Source organism: Psychromonas sp. (genome assembly GCF_047632955.1).
GTDB lineage: Bacteria > Pseudomonadota > Gammaproteobacteria > Enterobacterales > Psychromonadaceae > Psychromonas.
This window is the reverse complement of the sequence record NZ_JBLIED010000002.1, coordinates 225,281-243,613: the sequence shown is the minus strand read 5'-3', so window position 1 is coordinate 243,613 and position 18,333 is coordinate 225,281. Positions and strand designations below refer to the sequence as shown.

General features: G+C 45.4%; 12 protein-coding genes. 3 read left to right on the top strand and 9 right to left on the bottom strand.

Features of this window, described 5'->3' with window-relative positions; translation table 11 throughout:
- Positions 1–127: 127 nt before the first annotated feature.
- Both ACJAZP_RS02760 and ACJAZP_RS02755 read left to right on the top strand, forming a co-directional pair.
- Complete coding sequence (locus ACJAZP_RS02760; RefSeq protein ID WP_415229204.1) at positions 128–1,306, top strand: type III PLP-dependent enzyme; 1,179 nt, start codon at positions 128–130, stop codon at positions 1,304–1,306.
- 73 nt (positions 1,307–1,379) lie between these two features.
- Positions 1,380–2,903, top strand: a complete 1,524-nt coding sequence (locus ACJAZP_RS02755) for a GNAT family N-acetyltransferase (protein WP_415229203.1) — start codon at positions 1,380–1,382, stop codon at positions 2,901–2,903.
- A gap of 673 nt (positions 2,904–3,576) precedes the next feature.
- Here the strand turns inward: ACJAZP_RS02755 and ACJAZP_RS02750 are convergent.
- From ACJAZP_RS02750 to ACJAZP_RS02730, 5 genes are all read right to left on the bottom strand, one after another.
- On the bottom strand, positions 3,577–6,441 hold the full coding sequence (locus ACJAZP_RS02750; protein WP_415229202.1) for an FAD-binding and (Fe-S)-binding domain-containing protein: 2,865 nt from the start codon (positions 6,439–6,441) through the stop codon (positions 3,577–3,579).
- A gap of 272 nt (positions 6,442–6,713) precedes the next feature.
- The gene (locus ACJAZP_RS02745) at positions 6,714–7,364 is read right to left on the bottom strand and encodes a LutC/YkgG family protein (RefSeq protein ID WP_415229201.1); all 651 of its coding nucleotides are present in this window, start codon (positions 7,362–7,364) and stop codon (positions 6,714–6,716) included.
- Positions 7,361–8,821 (bottom strand): LutB/LldF family L-lactate oxidation iron-sulfur protein, encoded by a 1,461-nt coding sequence (locus tag ACJAZP_RS02740; protein WP_415229200.1) that lies wholly within the window; start codon positions 8,819–8,821, stop codon positions 7,361–7,363. The genes ACJAZP_RS02745 and ACJAZP_RS02740 overlap by 4 nt, the downstream gene beginning before the upstream one ends.
- A 107-nt stretch (positions 8,822–8,928) precedes the next feature.
- Positions 8,929–9,681 carry a (Fe-S)-binding protein gene (locus tag ACJAZP_RS02735; RefSeq protein WP_415229199.1) on the bottom strand — a complete coding sequence of 251 codons (753 nt, stop codon included), beginning with the start codon at positions 9,679–9,681 and terminating at the stop codon, positions 8,929–8,931.
- 93 nt (positions 9,682–9,774) lie between these two features.
- Entirely contained in the window at positions 9,775–11,481 is a 1,707-nt protein-coding gene (locus ACJAZP_RS02730) for an L-lactate permease (RefSeq protein ID WP_415229198.1), read from the bottom strand.
- 189 nt (positions 11,482–11,670) lie between these two features.
- On the opposite strand from ACJAZP_RS02730, the gene ACJAZP_RS02725 reads away from it, so the two are divergent.
- Positions 11,671–12,573 carry a LysR family transcriptional regulator gene (locus ACJAZP_RS02725; protein ID WP_415229197.1) on the top strand — a complete coding sequence of 301 codons (903 nt, stop codon included), beginning with the start codon at positions 11,671–11,673 and terminating at the stop codon, positions 12,571–12,573.
- 7 nt (positions 12,574–12,580) lie between these two features.
- On the opposite strand, the gene ACJAZP_RS02720 is transcribed toward ACJAZP_RS02725, so the two are convergent.
- The 4 genes from ACJAZP_RS02720 to ACJAZP_RS02705 all read right to left on the bottom strand — a co-directional run bounded on the left by ACJAZP_RS02720 (position 12,581) and on the right by ACJAZP_RS02705 (position 17,752).
- Complete coding sequence (locus ACJAZP_RS02720; protein ID WP_415229196.1) at positions 12,581–13,078, bottom strand: nitrous oxide reductase accessory protein NosL; 498 nt, start codon at positions 13,076–13,078, stop codon at positions 12,581–12,583.
- Between the two features lie 1,534 nt (positions 13,079–14,612).
- A complete protein-coding gene (locus ACJAZP_RS02715; RefSeq protein WP_415229195.1) occupies positions 14,613–15,431 on the bottom strand; it encodes an ABC transporter permease in 819 nt (272 codons plus the stop codon).
- On the bottom strand, positions 15,428–16,348 hold the full coding sequence (locus tag ACJAZP_RS02710) for an ABC transporter ATP-binding protein (RefSeq protein WP_415229194.1): 921 nt from the start codon (positions 16,346–16,348) through the stop codon (positions 15,428–15,430). Before ACJAZP_RS02710 ends, ACJAZP_RS02715 begins: the two co-directional genes overlap by 4 nt.
- A 24-nt stretch (positions 16,349–16,372) precedes the next feature.
- Entirely contained in the window at positions 16,373–17,752 is a 1,380-nt protein-coding gene (locus ACJAZP_RS02705; RefSeq protein WP_415229294.1) for a nitrous oxide reductase family maturation protein NosD, read from the bottom strand.
- Positions 17,753–18,333: the final 581 nt, after the last annotated feature.

The following is an 18,333-nucleotide window of genomic DNA, read 5'->3' as shown; positions in this document are numbered from 1 at the left end:
TTGGTCATTATATGGGGCTATTTCTGTGGTTAAATAAATTGTTTTGCTTGACCTCAGAGTAAAAAATTAATGGATTTGGCTTACATGCCGAATCATAAACTATTATATATTTACACTGGAGCAAGTCATGCTGGCACAACCACTAAAATATTATTCAAAATCTACTTTTGAGCGCATCTGCACAAAGGCAAAAGAGCTAGAAACCCCCTTTGTGATCATAGACAGCGCAACTGTTGAAGAGCATTTTGATGCCTTGAGGGATAATTTCCCCTGGGCGGAAATCTATTATGCTTTAAAGGCAAATCCCGCCCATGAGATTATTGATATTGTTAATCACAAAGAGGGTGGATTTGATCTTGCCTCCGTCTATGAGCTTGACAAAGTGCTTTCCCATGGCACTAATCCTGCGTTTATCAGTTATGGCAATACCATCAAAAAACGTGCAGATATTAAATATTTTTATGATGCCGGTATAAGAATGTTTGTCACGGATTCAGACGCGGATCTGGAGAATATTGCAACCATGGCACCCGGCTCTAAAGTTTACGTTCGTATTCTTACGGACGGTACATTGACCGCAGACTGGCCGCTGTCGCGTAAATTTGGCTGCCAACCTGATATGGCGATGGATCTTTTAGTCAAAGCTCAAAAACTGGGTTTAGAGCCCTATGGTGTATCATTTCATGTGGGCTCCCAGCAACGTGATATTGGCGCCTGGGATGGTGCTATTGCGACGGTCAAAGTGATTTTTGAACGTCTCAAAGCAGAAAATAATATTGAATTGCAGATGGTGAATATGGGCGGTGGTTTCCCTGCTCATTATATTAATCAGGCTAATGCTCTGGAAGTTTATGCGGCGGAAATACATCGTTTTCTGGTCGAGGATTTTGGTCTAAAACTGCCGCGTATTATTCTTGAGCCGGGTCGCTCCTTAGTGGCTAATGCGGGAATTTTGGTGACCGAAGTGGTGCAGGTTTCACGTAAAAGTAAGACTGCGTTATATCGGTGGGTATATACCGATGTCGGGCTGTTCTCCGGAATGATAGAAACCCTTGGCGAGGCGATTAAATATCCTCTGTACTTTGAATGCTCTTCACCGGCAATGGATTCTGAATCTGAAGAAGTGGTGATAGCAGGCCCTACCTGTGATAGTGCGGATATTTTGTATGAAGATTATAAATACAGATTACCGCATAGTTTGAAAGAGGGAGACCGGCTTTTTTGGTTTTCAACGGGGGCCTATACAACCTCCTACAGTGCAGTTGAATTTAACGGCTTTCCGCCCTTAAAATCCTATTTCGTATAATCAAGACCCTGCCGGCATAAAATGGCTGGTGGGGGATATCTGTTGCGTTTTTACATTATTTTAGGGACAAATTATGGAAGCCAATCACGTTGAAGTCAGGCATTTAACCAAAAAAGATATGCAGGAACTGCAAAATGCTTGTGCAGATGTATACCAGATAGACCAGCTTAATACCTGGGATGATCAGACTATAGATGCGTTGTTAACCCGTTTCCCCGATGGCCAGATCTGTGTTTGTGTGGACGGTAAAGTGGTCGGCTGTGCTTTTTCGTTAATCATTGATTATGCAAAATTTGGCGATGAGCATACCTACGATGAAATCACCTCAAAAATGACCTTTGCTAACCACGATCCCGACGGTGATGTTTTGTATGGCATTGAAGTCTTTATTCATCCTGACTATCGCGGCCTGAGACTTGCGCGTCGTTTGTATGCGGTGCGCAAAGAATTATGTGAAAACCTTAATTTACGCTCTATCATGGCCGGTGGTCGTATGCCCAACTATTCAAAATACGCGGAGCAATTAAGCGCAAAACAATATATTGAGAAAGTAAAAGAGAAAGAAATTTACGATCCGGTATTAAGCTTTCAACTGGCGAACGATTTTTTTGTGCGTAAACTGCTTAAAAATTACCTTTCCGGTGATGTTGAGTCAATGGAATATGCGACCTTATTAGAATGGCCAAATATTTATTATACCCGTTCAGTGAAACTGATTAATGCTCCTAAATCCGAAGTGCGTATCGGTTTGGTGCAATGGCAAATGCGCAGCATGGCCGGTCTTGAAGATCTCTATGAGCAAATTGAATTTTTTGTGGATGCGGTATCGGATTATAAAAGTGACTTTATACTCTTTCCGGAACTTTTTAATGCGCCCCTAATGGCGCAATTCCATCATTTAAATATTCCAGAAACGATCCGTAAATTAGCTGATTATACTATTCCTATTCGCGATAAATTTATCGAGTTTGCCATTACCTACAATATCAATATTATCACCGGCAGCATGCCCTATGTGGTTGATGATAAACTCTATAACTCAGGATTTTTATGCCGCCGGGATGGGTCCTGGGAGCGTTATGATAAAATCCATGTCACCCCTTCCGAAAAACGAAATTGGATAATGACCGGGGGAGATAACATCAAGGTCTTTGATACCGACTGTGGCAAAGTGGGCATTATGATCTGTTACGATGTTGAATTTCCAGAGTATGCGCGTTTATTGGCCGATCAGGGCATGAATATTCTATTTGTGCCTTTTTTAACCGACACCCAAAACGGCTATACCCGAGTGCGTCATTGTGCCATGGCGCGCGCCATCGAAAATGAGTGTTATGTGGCCATCGCCGGTGCGGTTGGTAACCTCGCCCGGGTTAATAATATGGATATTCAGTATGCACAATCTGCACTGTTTACACCGTCAGATTTTGCATTCCCAACCACGGGTATTAAAGCAGAAGCCACCCCTAACTCGGAAATGAGCTTAATTGTGGACGTCAATTTAGATCTTCTAAAAGCATTACATAATCACGGCAGTGTGCATGCGCTGAAAGATCGCCGCCATGATCTTTATTCACTGAAAATTATTGAAAAATAGTTAGCACATACAATTAAGCTGCACTTTTTTGGTTATCAAAAACCGCCCGCCTAAAGGCGGGATTCCAAATGAAGTGCCACTTAGCTGCTATATACCGGTGTCTTTCGGAACTGAGCCTGTAGGCTTGGTTGTTTATTTGTATTAACTAGGCAATTGGTTTTTATGAGTGGGAAGTGGGACGTCCACTTTTATTTCATAAAAAATTCAATGTATTAGATTATCAACCCAATGCGGCTACGAAAATTCCCATCCATTTTTCTTGTACTGAACAAACGCTTTAGCAAGTGGAAACATGGAGCGAGTTGAACGCCAGTTCAGGCTTATGAGCGGGCTAAGCTCTGCGTGCCCTTGTTGTTTCCACTAGGCTCGGCTCTGCACAAGGATGTGCTGTCCGAGCCGGTGCGTTAAAAAGCGGTTGGGCAGTGCAAGATCCAAAAAATGGCAGGGCGGCTTTTCTCTTGCTTACTTCTCTTTGGCCGTTCAAAGAGAAGTCAAGTCGCCGTCAGGGGCGAAACTCCAACAAAGAAAGTTAAACTAAACGCTCAAAGCGAAAGCATACAAACAAAGCAAATCGGCTGTTTATTTATATTAATCAACCGATTAGATTTTATGCACTATACTCCTCGTCACCTCCGAGGTATTTTAATCGGAGGTATGGGGTGCCTTTTATGTGCTAAGCACTCACTTCATCTACCAGATACAAAATAGACTGATAAGGAATCCCGCTGTGGTGCGATAAACCTATCTCACAGGTTCGGCTGTTGCTGAATCCGCGCGTACAGTTATCCGGTACCTGTTGTTTTAGTGTCTGCAGCGCTGCTGCATTAAGTTCCGGCGTAGTAAAACCTTTATCACCGGCCCAGCCACAGCACTGAATATGTTCAGGTATGATGACATCGGAAGCGCAGGCATTGGCAAGTTTTAACATGCTGTTTGCAAGGCCCATGCGCCGTGAACTGCAGGTAATATGCAGCATGACCGTTTCTTTAAGCGGTGAAAGGGTTAAATGCTCAAGCAGGTGATTGAGCACAAAAGCCGTGGGCTCGAGAATCTCCATTGGCCGGGTAAACTGCTCAATACTGTGTTTTGCACAGGGACTGGTATCCATTAAAACTGGCCATTTTCCCTGTTCGCTGGCCTTCCACAATGCCTCTTCCAGCTGCAGTGACTTTTGCTTCGCAATATCATTCATGCCCTTACTGTCATAGGGCATACCGCAGCATTGATCGCTCAGGGAGTCAGGAATAATGATTTCAAAGCCGGCTTTGTCGAGCAGCGAGGTGGTGACCTGCGTGAGCGGGCGGGAATCACTGTTGTCCGCTTGCTGTCCCATGGTACGGCTGGCGCAGGAAGGCAGATAAACGACCTTTTTGTCATCTCCCATATTATGTTTTTTGGCAGTATTGTGATTGAAGACAGTGTGATTGGAGACAGTGCTTTTGGGGCGATGCGGATTAGAGTTCGGTATTTCCGGAATCCACATCGGCGTTTTACCGCCGCTTAGCTTGCGCATGCCGTTGGTGACTTTGCCCACGACTTTGTCGCCGAGGGTTTTCTGGGCAATATTATTAACTTTAAGTCCGATATTCACCATTTTGGTGGTGGCCGTGAAATGCTCGGCTGTCCAACGGGCGATAGAGTTGTATTTCTTGTACTTACTAGTACGCAGTTTTTTCACCAGATCACCGGTATTAATACCAACCGGGCAGCGTTCGGCGCATAGGCCGGTGGCCGCGCAGGTATCTAAGCCCTGATATTCAAAGACCTTACGGAACTCCTCCAAATTTTCTGTTTCACCGGCAGCTTCGCGGCGTTGCAGCTCGCGATATAACACAATACGCTGGCGCGGTGACAGGGAAAGAGTGCGGGAAGGGCAGACCGGTTCACAGAAACCACATTCAATACAACGGTCAATCAGATCGTCAGCTTTGGGCATAGGTTTAAGGTTTTTAAGGTGTGAATGCGGATCCTCATTAATAATCACCCCCGGGTTTAATATGCTGCGCGGATCAAATAACGCTTTAATCTGCTGCATCAGGGCATAACCATCTTTACCCCATTCAAGCTCCACATAGGGGGCCATGTTACGGCCTGTGCCGTGTTCCGCTTTTAATGAGCCCTGATATTTCACCGCGACTAAGTCCGCGACGTCATCCATAAAGTCGCCATAGCGTTTGATTTCAGCGGGTAAGTCAAAACTCTGAGTGAAGACAAAGTGCAGGTTGCCCTCTAATGCGTGGCCAAAAATGATTGCTTCGTCGTAGTGGAACTTATCAAAAAGCTGCTGTAAATCACGCACGCCGGCGGCTAAATGTTCAACCGGAAAAGCCACGTCTTCAATGATTACGCTGGTACCGACTTCTCGCACCGCGCCAACGGCCGGGAACATGCCCTTACGAATGCCCCACAGGGTGGCGACGGTCTGTGCATCGCTGGTAAAAGCGATGGATTCAATGACCTTAAACTGCGCGACTGTGTCCATGATGGTGGCGCACTGTTGATCTAATGTTGCCTGATCACCGGAATGGGATTCAATCAACAGCGTACCGGCTTCTAAATCTAAGCCCTTGATGAAATCAGGCATACCGGGTGCATTCGCCACCGAAGACATCGCCCGTCCATCCATCATTTCAACCGCCGAAACGGGATCTTTTGCTAACGCGGTGACGGCCTGACTGGCTTGTTCAATGTCCTTAAAGACGATTAAAGCAGAGGCTTTGTGCGGGTGTTCAATAACGGTGTTGTAGGTTATCTCGGCAATAAAACCCAGAGTACCTTCAGAGCCTATCATCAGGTGCTTGATTACTTCGATCGGATCAGAGTAATCAACCAGCGCATTGATTGAATAGCCGGTGGTATTTTTAAGACGATATTTATGACGAATACGCTGGGTCAATTGCTCATTATTCTGCACATCGCTACAGAGTTTTTTAATACCGGAAATTAACGGCTGCTGGTTAATTTCAAAAGCTTTAATACTTTCTTTGTCGGAAGTATCAAGCAAACTGCCGTCGGCAAAAACCAGCTTCATGCTGTCAACAGTACGGTAAGAGTTTTGTGCTGTACCACAGCACATGCCGCTGGCATTATTGGCCGCAATACCGCCAATTTTACAGGTATTGATAGAGGCCGGATCCGGGCCTATTTTACGCCCGAAGGATGCCAGGTATTGATTGGCATCGGCGCCAATAACCCCGGGTTGCAGGGTGATTTTGTGGCCGTCGTTGTGAATACTGTGGCCGCGCCAATCATCGGTGAGCATGATTAAAACGGAATCTGAAACCGCCTGACCGGATAAGCTCGTACCTGCTGCTCGAAAAGTGCAGGGAATGTTGAACTTAGCGCAGGATTGAATGGTAAAAATGACTTCATCAAGATCTTTTAAACACACCACCATTTTCGGCAGTAAACGGTAAAAACTGGCATCTGTTCCGTAGGCAAGCATCTGCGCTTCTTCGGTGAAAATACGCTGCTGATTAACTCGAGTCGTCAGCAAGTCCTGCAGTTGTTGGTAGTTATGTTGCTCGTTATGTTCCATTACATATCCTCAATTAAAATCACGACCAATTAGCTTGGTCCGTGGGCACCGTAAGTCAGTTTTTGATCGTTATATTGGTCGTTTGTTTTTATTACATATTCTCAATTAAAATCACCATTAACTGGCTTGGTCCATGGGCACCGTAAGCCCGTTTTTGGTCGTTATATTGGTTGTTTTCCATTACATATTCTCAATTAAAATCACAATTAACTGGCTTGGTCGCTAGGCACCGTAAGCCAGTTTTTGGTCGTTATAATGATCGTTGTATTTCATTACATATTCTCGATTAAAATCACAATTAACTGGCTTGGTCCATGGGCACCGTAAGCCAATGTTTGCTGTATATCTGCGGTTTTAGACGGGCCGGAAACTAAAACGATATTAGTCGGCATGTTGTTCTGCCATGCCTGCTCTATCATCAGCTCTGCAAAGTTGCTGACAATTGTGGATTTTTTGATCAAGGCAATGTGGCAGGGTGGTATCAGTGAAAGGGTTCTTGGCTCGGCAATATCCGGCCACAACACTAATGTCCCGGTGTCTGCTATACCGGCTTGGCAATGGGTAATGCCCGCATCGATATCATTAAACAGTGCCGATTTCCAATCCTTAATATCCTTGTCAAAAAAGTGTGTTTTTAAAAGCGCTGTTGCCTGGACAATCTGTTCATGAAATTCACCGCTGCTGCCCAGGGCAATCTGCTTAAGCGCTTTAGTGACTACGATTTTTTCTATTGTACTGCTCAACGCTGCAACATCCGTTGAAATCACCTCGGCATGGCTGGCCGATAAACTGGCAATAAAACGTTCCGTTAAAAGTTGCTGATCCTGACTTATCCATGGCTGGTAAGTGATGGTTTCCATTACTTTTGCTTCGGGCTTTGCATCACGAAGACGAGCTAGAATTGCATTTCTTGCATGACTCATGATTTTTCTCCCTGTTTCCGTGCTTTGATTAATTGGTGTAAGGTTTTTCCGGCGGGTTTGGGCGCTGTTCGGCATTGGGTCCATGCGCCTAAATTGCCGGGCATCAGGGCTTTTACCTTGGTGGCTGACCAGGTACCGAGATGATAAACAGTCGGGTGAGTTGCGGCAAAGGCAAATCCTTTCATGGCCAGTGACTCTATTTTGCTGGCTGCGGCCGCTTGCCCTTTTATGGCCGGCATGTCCGCTGTGGGCGGGTTTTTAGCTTCCTGGCGTAAGCGCTGCAGCATTTCGGGAATGGGGATCCGCACCGGACACACTTCACCGCAGGCACCACATAAGCTGGAAGCTGTTACTAAATCTTGGGTTTTATCAAGTCCCATCATATGCGGGGAAATAATCTGGCCGATAGGACCGGGATAAGTTGTACCGTAAGCATGACCGCCAATGCGCGTATAAACCGGACAGTGGTTCATGCACGCGCCGCAACGAATGCATTGCAGTGTTTTACGCATCTCTTCGTCGGCAAACGCCTGCGAACGGCCGTTATCCAACAGTACCAAATGGACTTCTTCTGGGCCGTCTAATTCACCTGCGCGGCGCGGTGAACTTATCATATTAAAGTAAGTAGTAATTGCCTGTCCCGTAGCCGATCGAGTAAGGGCGCTGTACAGCGGTGGTACATCGCTTAAAAACTCCACCACCTTTTCGATACCGGTAATGGCAATATGCACATTGGGCACGGTCGTACACATACGTCCGTTGCCTTCGTTTTCAACCAGACAGAGGGTGCCGGTTTCAGCTACCGCAAAGTTAACCCCGGATAAACCGATATCCGCGTCGTGAAATTTTTTGCGTAAACGAGTTCGTCCGGTTTGAATAAGCTCATCCACGTCTATGGTCGGCGTGAAATCATCGAGGTATTTTTCAAAGGTATCGCTGACCTCCTGCTTGTTTTTATGAATGGCAGGCATAATGATGTGCGAGGGTTTATCGCCATCGAGCTGCACAATGTATTCGCCCATGTCACTTTCTAAACATTCAATGCCAAGCTTGGCCATTTCATGGTTGAGTTCAATTTCTTCACTCACCATGGATTTGCCTTTAATAATGCTCTTGGCATGATGCTTTTTCGAAATGCCGGCAATAATGCTGTTGGCCTGCTCGGTCGTTTCTGCCCAATGCACCTCAATACCGTTGGCTTTACAGTTGCTTTCCAGCTGTTCCAGTAATTCGGGTAGTTTGCTCAGGCTGCGCTGACGAATCGCCTCGGATAAATCGCGAATTCGTTTTTCTTCTGCCGGATCGGCAAAGGCAGTTTTACGCTTGTCTTTTAAGTAGTCCATGGCGCCGCGGAAATTCTGTCGTAGCTGCGGATCGCCAAGGGCCGCTTTGGCCTGCTTATGAAAATGCTCCGGTGCCAGCTCTTGAATGTGTACGCCGTTTTTTACGTTGTCCATTCTATTTGCCTCCCGTGCGTGTTAATAAGAAACTTGCAAGGTGACGACCACGCATCGGGTTGCCCTGATATTTTTCAAGGTGGTCGATATTATTTGCTTTATCCATTCTATTTGCCTCCCGTGCGTGCTAATAAGAAACTTGCAAGGTGACGACCGCGCATCGGGTTGCCCTGATATTCCAGCGCACCGTTAATATTCAGCAGGCAGCCCCAATCGGCACTGACAAAATCTTCGGCTTTAGTATCTGACAAATGTTGCGTCTTATCTTCCACCATGGACTGGCTGATGTCAGGATGACGGACTGCAAAAGTACCACCGAATCCGCAGCATTCACTTTCGTATGCCTGTTCGCGAATCTCGACATTATCCAGCTGGCTTAGCAGTTGTGTGGCTGTTACGTGGACGTTCATTTCCCGGCGCGCCGCACAGGAGGTGTGCATTACCACCGAGGTACTTTCTCCTCGGTCTTGAAGTTGTACTCGGCAGACGCTGACTAAAAATTCTGTCAGCTCAAAAACGCGATCGCAAAAACTATCAACCTCGGGAAGGTTTTGATCGTCTTTGAATAAACGCCGATAATGATGATGCATCATGCCACCGCAGGAGCCCGATAAAACAATCACCGGCCAGTTTTCCGTGAACAAATCCATCTGGCTTTGCGCTATTTGCTTTGCCTGTTGATTATAACCCGAGCTGTAAGCCGGCTGACCGCAGCAAGTTTGTTTTTCGATGAAGTGCACCTCGACACCTTGCTGCTCTAACAGGGTGATAGCATCAAGACCGGCTTGTGGATCAAAAAGATCAACCAGACAAGTCGCATAGAAGTATACTTGGTCTGGTTTTGCAGGATAAATTCGCATTGGTTTTTCCTTTTGCTGCCATTGTATCTGTGGTTACGATTTCAGAATGGGCCGAGTAGCCCATCCTGAAACTTTGTCATAGCGGTGAGACTCTTATTGAAGCTGTTGAGCGCTCATTAGGGAATCGCTGATATTAAAACCATAGATGACTATTAAACCAATCACACCCGTCGCAACAATATAATAGAAGGTCGGAATAGCTGTTTTACGCAGTATCAAACCTTCGCGGCCTAACAGACCTACCGTTGCCGAGGCTGCCACAACGTTGTGAATGGCAATCATATTACCCGCCGCTGCGCCTACCGCCTGCAGGGAAACAACAGCCGCAGTGGAAACAGATAATGTTTGCGCTACTTCAAATTGGAACTGGCTGAACATCATATTGGAAACCGTATTGGAGCCCGCAATAAATGCGCCCATTGCACCAATGGTGGCACTGAGCGCCGGAAAGAAGTCACCCACTAAGTTTGACGCAAAATGTGCTGTTGTTACCGGCATGCTGGCTAAATCTGCGGCGTTCACACCGGAGTTAATAAAGATACGCACCATAGGAATAGTAAAGACCAGCACAAAACCTGCACCGAGCAGTATTTTACTTGATTCACCAAAGGCACTGACCAGAGGTTTGACGCTGCGTGATTGTAAGAGAACCGCAAGCAATGCCACGAAGACCAGAATACCACCCGGCAGATAGAGCGGTTGAATGGCTGCACTGATACCCGTTTCGCCTAAAATGTTGCTGAAGGATAAACTGATACCCGTTAAGAAACCTTTAAAATCAGCATTCACACGACTTGCAACAAGAACCACGGCTAACAATACGTAGGGTGCCCAGGCAAGCGTCAAGCTCATTGGTTTATTGTTTTTCTCTTTTAATTCTATTTTCAGTGAACCTAGCCATTCTTTCGGCCAATTATTTTCGCTTTCAAAATCCCACTTAGTTTTCGGAACAAGGAAACCTTTTTTAGCTGCGGTGACCACAATCGCCAGGCTGACTAAGCCGCCCATTAATGATGGAAATTCAGCGCCGAGGAAAACACCAGTAAGAGCATAAGGGACGGTGAACGCCAAACCTGCAAAAATAGCAAATGGCAGAATATCTAAGCCTTCTGTCCAGCTTTTATTTTTACCAAAGAAACGCGTTAACATCATCGCCATCAACACCGGAATAAAGGTACCCACGACGGCATGCATAATGGCCACATTAGAGGTAATTTCCTGCAGATAAACATCCCAGGTTGATCCACCGGCAACCAGAGTTTCGCTGATATTGTGTGTATCAAGTCCCTTATTGACACCGACAATGATTGGCGTACCGACCGCGCCAAATGAAACCGGAGTAGATTGAATCATCATGCCCATTAACACCGCGGCTAATGCGGGGAAACCGATAGCCACTAAAAGCGGCGCGGCAATCGCTGCCGGTGTACCAAAACCGGAAGCACCTTCAATAAAGGATCCGAAACACCAGGCAATGATAATCGCCTGAACGCGGCGGTCGGCGGAAATATCCGTGAAGCCGTTGCGAATAACGGTAATAGCCCCCGTATGTTTCAGAGTATTAAGCAGAAAAATGGCGCCGAACACAATCCACAGAACGGCAACGGTGATCATTAAACCCTGCAGGGATGATGCAATAACACGGGTGACCGACATGTCCCACACAAACAGTGCTATCAGAGCGGTTAATACAAAGGCTATCGGCATGGCGCGTTTAGCCGGCCAGTTTAAACCGACCAGCAATACCCCCGAGATGAGTATTGGCGAAAAGGCGATTAACGCGAGTAGGGTTTCATTCATTATGGTGTATCCTTCCATTGCTGTTGTGTTGTAATGGTCTGCATATAAACAGAGTAAAATGCTGTCTTTTGTTGTTCAATTTTGTATGCGGCTTGTGAACCGTTTGTTAATTTGATGTTAAGATACGCCTATCTTTTTTATGGATATATGTAGATAATGAATTACATTATTTCCATAAGTTGCATAATCATGGCTAAAACAGATGACCTTATCCTCTTTGCTCAGGTGGTTGAAGAGGGCTCTTTTAGTAAAGTTGCAGAGCTAAATTCCCTTACAAATTCAGTGGTTAGCAAACGAATTAAACGATTGGAAGCGGATCTCGGAGTGCAGCTTTTGTATCGCACCACGCGAAAACTTACCGTCAGTGAAGCAGGTAAAGTGCTTTATCAGGGTGCCAAAAATGTGAAGCAGGCAGCATTAGATGCCATTGACGCGGTGTGCGGATACGGTGAAAGTGTTACCGGTCATGTCAAAATGTCGGTGCCGTGCATTTCCGGTGATTTAGTATTAGCCGCTGCAGTTGCTGAATTTTGCGGTATGCATCCCGGATTAACCGTTGACATGTCGCTGGAAAATGCCTTTGTTGATATCATCAGAGACGGTTATGATCTGGTGATACGGACCGGATATTTAGCCGACTCGGGTCTAATCGCCCGGCATCTTGTGGACTCTCAATGGGTTATCTGCGCAGCGCCTGCTTATATCAAACGTTTTGGCAAACCTATGACGCCGGAAGATCTGGTTAATCACAATTGCCTGCAATACGCCTATCAAACAACCGGGGCTTCGGAATGGGAATTCAAAGGGATTAACGGCAACTATATTGTCAAAGTGGCGGGTAATTTCTCAACAGACAATGTAGGGGCACTGAGAAAAGCGACTTTAGGCGGCCATGGTCTCGCCTATGTGCCAAGATGTCTGGTCTATCAGGATTTTTTAAAAGGCGATTTATTGGATATATTTCCTGACCGGGTAGGTAAAAAACTGGGCATTTACGCCGTTTATCCCTTTACCCGTCAGCCGCCGCTAAAAATCCGTATGCTTATCGAACATATCAGAGAAAGCTATGTATTGATTGCCGATAGTCTTTAAGCCGCGATTAAAGCATGTCTATGGTGATATCATCAAAGGCATAAACGTTGCCACCATACTCGCGGCTGAAAGCCCGAGCATCTTCCTGCAGGCCAAAACTTGCCAGGGTTTTACCCATCGCGCCTTTCTTTGAAGAATCAACAACGAACCAGGCGGATCGAGCATCAATAAAATATTGATCGTCCGGTTTTCCCCAGGGCGTTTTACTCATATCATGTACAAATACCTGCTTTACTTGACGTTTATTTTCCGGCTGTAATAAATAGCCGAACAGATCCCGTGTTGAGCAGAACTTAGCAACATCTTCCGATGTTTTTTGGTAAAGCTCACCTTTAGGCCCGGGGAATCGAGAAATAATCATGCCGCACAGGTGGCACTCATCGGAACTCTCAATAGCCACCGCCTGTTTAAGCATCTCTTTTTCGGTTTGTTCGTCCGAGCAGCCCAGTAACAGGGCTAACAGACTGAAAATTAGTATTGATTTGGAATAAAAAAAGCGCTTCATGTTGTTAACCTTTGTTGTTTAAATTAGATCGTTATTCCCTTAACTCAGTAAGAAAACAGTATTTTTTGCTTAAAAAGCCAATCGGCACATAACCAGATCCCCGATTAAAACACCTCGGGGATGACGACTAGAGGCGGCGTAAAGTCCAACATGTTTTACGTCATTCCCGAGGTCTTTTCCTCGTTCCCACGCTCTGCGTTCTCTTTCCAGTACAATAGAATGCCAAGCCAATACGGCTACGAAAATTCCCGTACGTTTTTCTTGAGATGAACAAGCGCTTTAGCAAGAAAAATCAGGGAGGATTTTTCTAATCTCAGCCAGTACAGGGACGTAATGTCTGAGGTGGTGCGTTAAAAAGCGGTTGGGCAGCACAAGAATAAAAAACGTCTAGGCGAATTGAACGCCAGTTCAGGATCATGAGCGGGACAGGCTCTGCCGTCCCTGTATCGGCCTTTATCCTGGCGAGTTATGCAACAGCATAGTGTCACGAGCGGGCTAAGCTCCGCGTGACCTGTTCTCTTTGGCCCTTCAAATAGAAGTAAAGTCGCCGTCAAGGGCGAAAGACCAACAATAAAAGTTAAACCAGACGCCTCAAGCGCAAGCTTAATAAAATCTAATCTGCACATAACTAGATCCCCGATTAAAACACCTCGGGGATGACGACTAGGGGCGGTGTGAAGCCCAACCTTTTTTACGTCATTCCCGAGGTCACCTGATCGGGAAGTGAACGGCAGTTCAGTGTCATGAACGGGCTAAGCTCCGCGTGCCGTTTCTAGTACAATAGAATACCAAGACAATACTGCTACGAAAATTCCCGTACGTTTTTCTTGGGCAAAGCTCCGCGTGTATTTTCCTGTGCACATGGCGCATAAAAGCCAATCCGCACATAACCAGACCTCCGATTAAAACACCTCGGAGGTGACGAAAATACGGTACCTTTATTCCAAATAACAACACCTCCGTCATTCCCGAGGTCTTTTAATCGGGAATCTCGATGAATATTTTCACGGTAAACGCTAATAAACAAAAACCTCCGTCATTTCCTAGGTCACTTAATCGGGCAGTTCAGTGTCACGAGCGGGCTAAGCTCCGCGTGACCTGTTCTCTTTGGCCCTTCAAAGAACATGACTCCCTCGAACTGCGAAACTGCGTTTCGGTTTCTCATCGTCTAGTCGCCGTCAAGGGCGAAAGACCAACAATAAAAGTTAAACCAGAGGCCTCAAGCGTAAGCTTACGAATAACCGATGCGGTATTTACGTTACCACGCAGAGCATGGGAACGAGGAAACGGGCTAAGCTCTGAGTGCCATTTCCAGTGCATATAACGCATAAAATTCAAGCAGCACATAACTAGATCCCCGATTAAAACACCTCGGGGATGACGACTAGGGGCGGCGTAAAGTCCAACATGTTTTACGTCATGAACGAGGAAAGCTCTGCGTGCCGTTTCCAGTGCACATAGCTTATAAAAGCCAATCAGCACATAACCAGACCTCCGATTAAAACACCTCGGAGGTGACGGTTAGGGGAGTCTATCAAATACTTTTTCTACTGAAAATAAACAGCGCCAAAAGCAGTGGCGAAACAACCCAGGCGAGCATCATTAATAACAAACTTGACACCGAATAGTCACTGTTAATAGCAACCGCTAATACCCCGTTAACATCGCCGCTGTCGAGAGCTGCAAGATTAATCAGGCGAAACAGATCCGCGGGATTAAAAAGCATCAACTGCACTAATCCCTGCTGTGTTACGCCGTCCTCAATACCGATTAAAATCGCTAATAACGCCAGATCAAAAATCAGCACAAAAAACAGCCAAATGATCAATGCGAGACCTGCCGCTTTAGATTTTTCCGTTACTGACAAACTGATAATATAAGCCAAACCAACAAAACTCAGGCCGAGCAAACTGGCGGTTAAAATAAACAGCGCAAAGGCCGGTAATACCGAGGCAAAATCGGTACTAAAACCGAGCAGAATAGCGGCACTGCCAAAACCAATAACAGTGGCCAGCGTAATAATGCTGCCTTGACCGATAAACTTACCGAGCAGCAGCTGAGTATGACTGACCGGGTAGGTCAGCAGTAACAATAAAGTGCCGGATTCCTGCTCGCCGACAAAGCTGTCGTAACAAAGTAATAACGCAATCAAAGGAATAATAAACACCGACAGGCTGGATAAACTTGCAATAGTGGTGGATAGCGAAGGGGCGGTAATTTGTCCCGATGCCACCGAGCCATAATAACTAAGGCCAATGGCTAACAGCGCAAAAATGCAGGTGATTGAAATAAACCAACGGTTGCGAAGGCCGTCTTGAAACTCTTTTAAGGCCACCGCCCAGATAGGATTCATAATGCTTTCTCCTGTGTAGTACCAGCCTTCTTATTTTCCAGAAAGTAGTGATATATTTGCGCTAAAGTGGGTGTTTCAACCTGCAGGTCGGTCAATTTTTTAAAGCTCATTAACTCACGAATAACATCAATTTTTTCAGATTCAGGCACGTGCAGCAGGTTAGGGGCAACCATAAAAGCGGCCAATTTTTTATTATCCAAAAGCTTTTCATTAATACCCTGAGTTTTAATCGACACCGGCAGTTGCGCGATATCACGGAGTGTCGAGAGTGTCCCTGCTGCAACGGATTTTCCGCCCGATAAAATCATTGCCCGGTCAATATGCTGCTCTACACCCGGTAAAATATGCGAACAAAGTATAATACTTGCGCCATTACTCCTTAATTGATCAACACTGGCATAAAACTCCTGGGTGGCAATGGGATCTAACCCCACCGTGGGTTCATCAAGTAATAATAATTTAGGGTCGCCTAAAAAAGCCTGGGCTAAGCCTAAACGTTGGCGCATCCCTTTTGAGTAGGTTCTGACCGGACGATTTTCGGCAAAGGACAAGCCGACTTGGTCAAGCAGCGCCGCGACCTGTTTTTTGTCTGCGGATTTTAAACGGGCAAAATAGGTGAGCACCTCAAATCCGGTCAGCTGATCGTAAAAACTGACATTTTCCGGCAGGTAACCAATTTTTTTACGGCTGCTCCAGGCTTTTTTATTTTGCGGATCAACCCCAAACACCGAGACTTTTCCCGAGCCGGCTTTGATGATCCCTAAAATCAGCTTCATCATGGTCGTTTTACCCGCGCCATTATGACCAAACAGACCCAGTACTTCACCGGCGGCAAGCTTTAAATCGATGTTTTGCAGCGCGGCAAGCTGCTGATAATTTTTATTAACCTGCTCTAATAATACAATATTTTCACTCATAAATTTGTTGATCCTTTGAGCAGACTAGTGTGTTGAATTAAGCGTTGTTGCTTCGCCCTTGGTATCAACCTTGGTTTCGGGTTTGGTTTCAGCTTTTATTTCGGCTTTTGTTTCGATATTGGGAGGCAACATGAGCGGAAAACTGTCTTTAATGCCGGCGGGTTTGAGCACCGGAAATTGTTTTTGAATCCAGCGCAGCAATAATACCGCGGGACTGTCTAATAACACTTTAGCCTCGGGGTATTGCCAAATAAGTTTATCGATGCCGTCGTTGGGTTCAAAGGGGGTATCCCCGGTGCCGTTATTATCAAGATCCCAACCTAAATAGTTACTCCAGTAATTACCCCGGCCATCCTGGCTCCATTCCTGCTTTTTATTAGAAACATATTTAACCTGCACCGGATTATTGATAAAGCTGTTGCCGAACAGTTTGCTGTTTTCTGAACCGGCGGTTAAGTGAATGCCAATTTCAGCCGTGTCTATTTTATTGTAACTTATTGTATTGTATGCTGAATTATAAACAAACAAACCTTTCCCCTGACGTCCGAGCACTTTATGTTCCGGTTTGGTCCAAACATCTTTGATGCTGTTATGGTCAATGGTGGATGAGGTAATAAAGTTCAGCAACATACCATAATCTTCGCTGTCACGGCTTTCATTGCCGCTTACCTGCAAGTTTTTAGAGCTCATTAAAGCGTATCCTGCACGGGTATTGTAAGTCAGATTATTAAGCACTTTATTGTCGTAGGAATACATATAATGGATACCATAACGTAAATCGTGCAGGGTGTTATTGCGCAATAGGCTATTCTGACTGGAGATAATATATAAACCATCGCGAGTGAAGCTGACGTCATTGCCAACCACATCGGCGTTAGTGACCACCGATAGCTGGATACCGTTACCCCGGTCTGCGGAGCGTAATTTTGGGTTGCCCTGAATATGATTATTGGCAATTAACACTTGATTCGAGTCCTGTACCCAAATCCCGAAACCATCGCCTTTTAAGTTGTTATTTTTGATAATAAGATGGTCGGATTTTTGTCCGACATAAATAGCGGCGTTTTGCGCGGTTAAATCAGCACCCCAGTTAATGATATTGAGGTTTTTTATACTGATATTCGATGTTAATAATCTCAGGGCATGACCTTTCCCCTGAGCATTGATGGTGGCATTTTCTTTTCCGGTCAGGGTGATGCTGTGACGGATCACAAAATTACCCCGATATTCACCCGCCTGTAAAAACAGTGTATCGCCAGTTAATGCCGAATCTAATTTTTGCTGCAGATTATCACTGCTGTTTACTGCTAGCACAGCAGCGCCAAGACCTGTCTGAAATAGACTTAATACGGTTATTAATAAAACAGTGATAATTTTAGACGAATTAATGTTCAACGAATTTATTTTCCCAATATGTTTATGTAGAAGACTCAGGTTATTTGTTTGTAACACATTTAAAGGTATTACCACCGAGGCGCTGCGCGCTATACGGAGGAAAGACTAAAGCTAATTATTGCTGATTTTTAACAATATGTTTTTGCAAAACATTGCCCCGCCTAAAGACGGGGTTCCAATTTGGGTGCCACTTATACCAAACGCATTAATAAAGTGATCTGATTTGCTATTTAAAATTGATCATAAATTTAATGGCTGTCTTATTTGAACGCCAACTAGCACCAACCATGACAACAAACGCATAGCTCGTAGGGTGCATTCTATGCACCGATTTTCTCTGCCCGCGGTGCATAGAATGCACCCTACCGATAACACCATATCAAATACATTAATAAAGTGATCAGATTTACTATTCAAAATCATACCAACGGCTTTGTGAGTGTAAATTTTTCCTTTGAAGCAACTGATCATAAATTTAATGCTTTTGGTATTAACTGCGGCAGTCCTGTTTTTTGGAACTGAGCCTTTAGGCTCGGCTGTTTGTCTTTTCATCTTTTAACTCTGTTGATGAAGAAGAACCGAAACAACGT

What these genes read in the sequence shown, in the direction of transcription:
- ACJAZP_RS02740 (WP_415229200.1), bottom strand. Translation starts at nt 8,821, where the DNA reads ATGGACAACGTAAAAAACGGCGTACACATTCAAGAGCTGGCACCGGAG.
- ACJAZP_RS02750 (WP_415229202.1), bottom strand. Translation starts at nt 6,441, where the DNA reads ATGGAACATAACGAGCAACATAACTACCAACAACTGCAGGACTTGCTG.
- ACJAZP_RS02720 (WP_415229196.1), bottom strand. Translation starts at nt 13,078, where the DNA reads ATGAAGCGCTTTTTTTATTCCAAATCAATACTAATTTTCAGTCTGTTA.
- ACJAZP_RS02730 (WP_415229198.1), bottom strand. Translation starts at nt 11,481, where the DNA reads ATGAATGAAACCCTACTCGCGTTAATCGCCTTTTCGCCAATACTCATC.
- ACJAZP_RS02755 (WP_415229203.1), top strand. Translation starts at nt 1,380, where the DNA reads ATGGAAGCCAATCACGTTGAAGTCAGGCATTTAACCAAAAAAGATATG.
- ACJAZP_RS02760 (WP_415229204.1), top strand. Translation starts at nt 128, where the DNA reads ATGCTGGCACAACCACTAAAATATTATTCAAAATCTACTTTTGAGCGC.
- ACJAZP_RS02745 (WP_415229201.1), bottom strand. Translation starts at nt 7,364, where the DNA reads ATGAGTCATGCAAGAAATGCAATTCTAGCTCGTCTTCGTGATGCAAAG.
- ACJAZP_RS02715 (WP_415229195.1), bottom strand. Translation starts at nt 15,431, where the DNA reads ATGAATCCTATCTGGGCGGTGGCCTTAAAAGAGTTTCAAGACGGCCTT.
- ACJAZP_RS02735 (WP_415229199.1), bottom strand. Translation starts at nt 9,681, where the DNA reads ATGCGAATTTATCCTGCAAAACCAGACCAAGTATACTTCTATGCGACT.
- ACJAZP_RS02725 (WP_415229197.1), top strand. Translation starts at nt 11,671, where the DNA reads ATGGCTAAAACAGATGACCTTATCCTCTTTGCTCAGGTGGTTGAAGAG.
- ACJAZP_RS02710 (WP_415229194.1), bottom strand. Translation starts at nt 16,348, where the DNA reads ATGAGTGAAAATATTGTATTATTAGAGCAGGTTAATAAAAATTATCAG.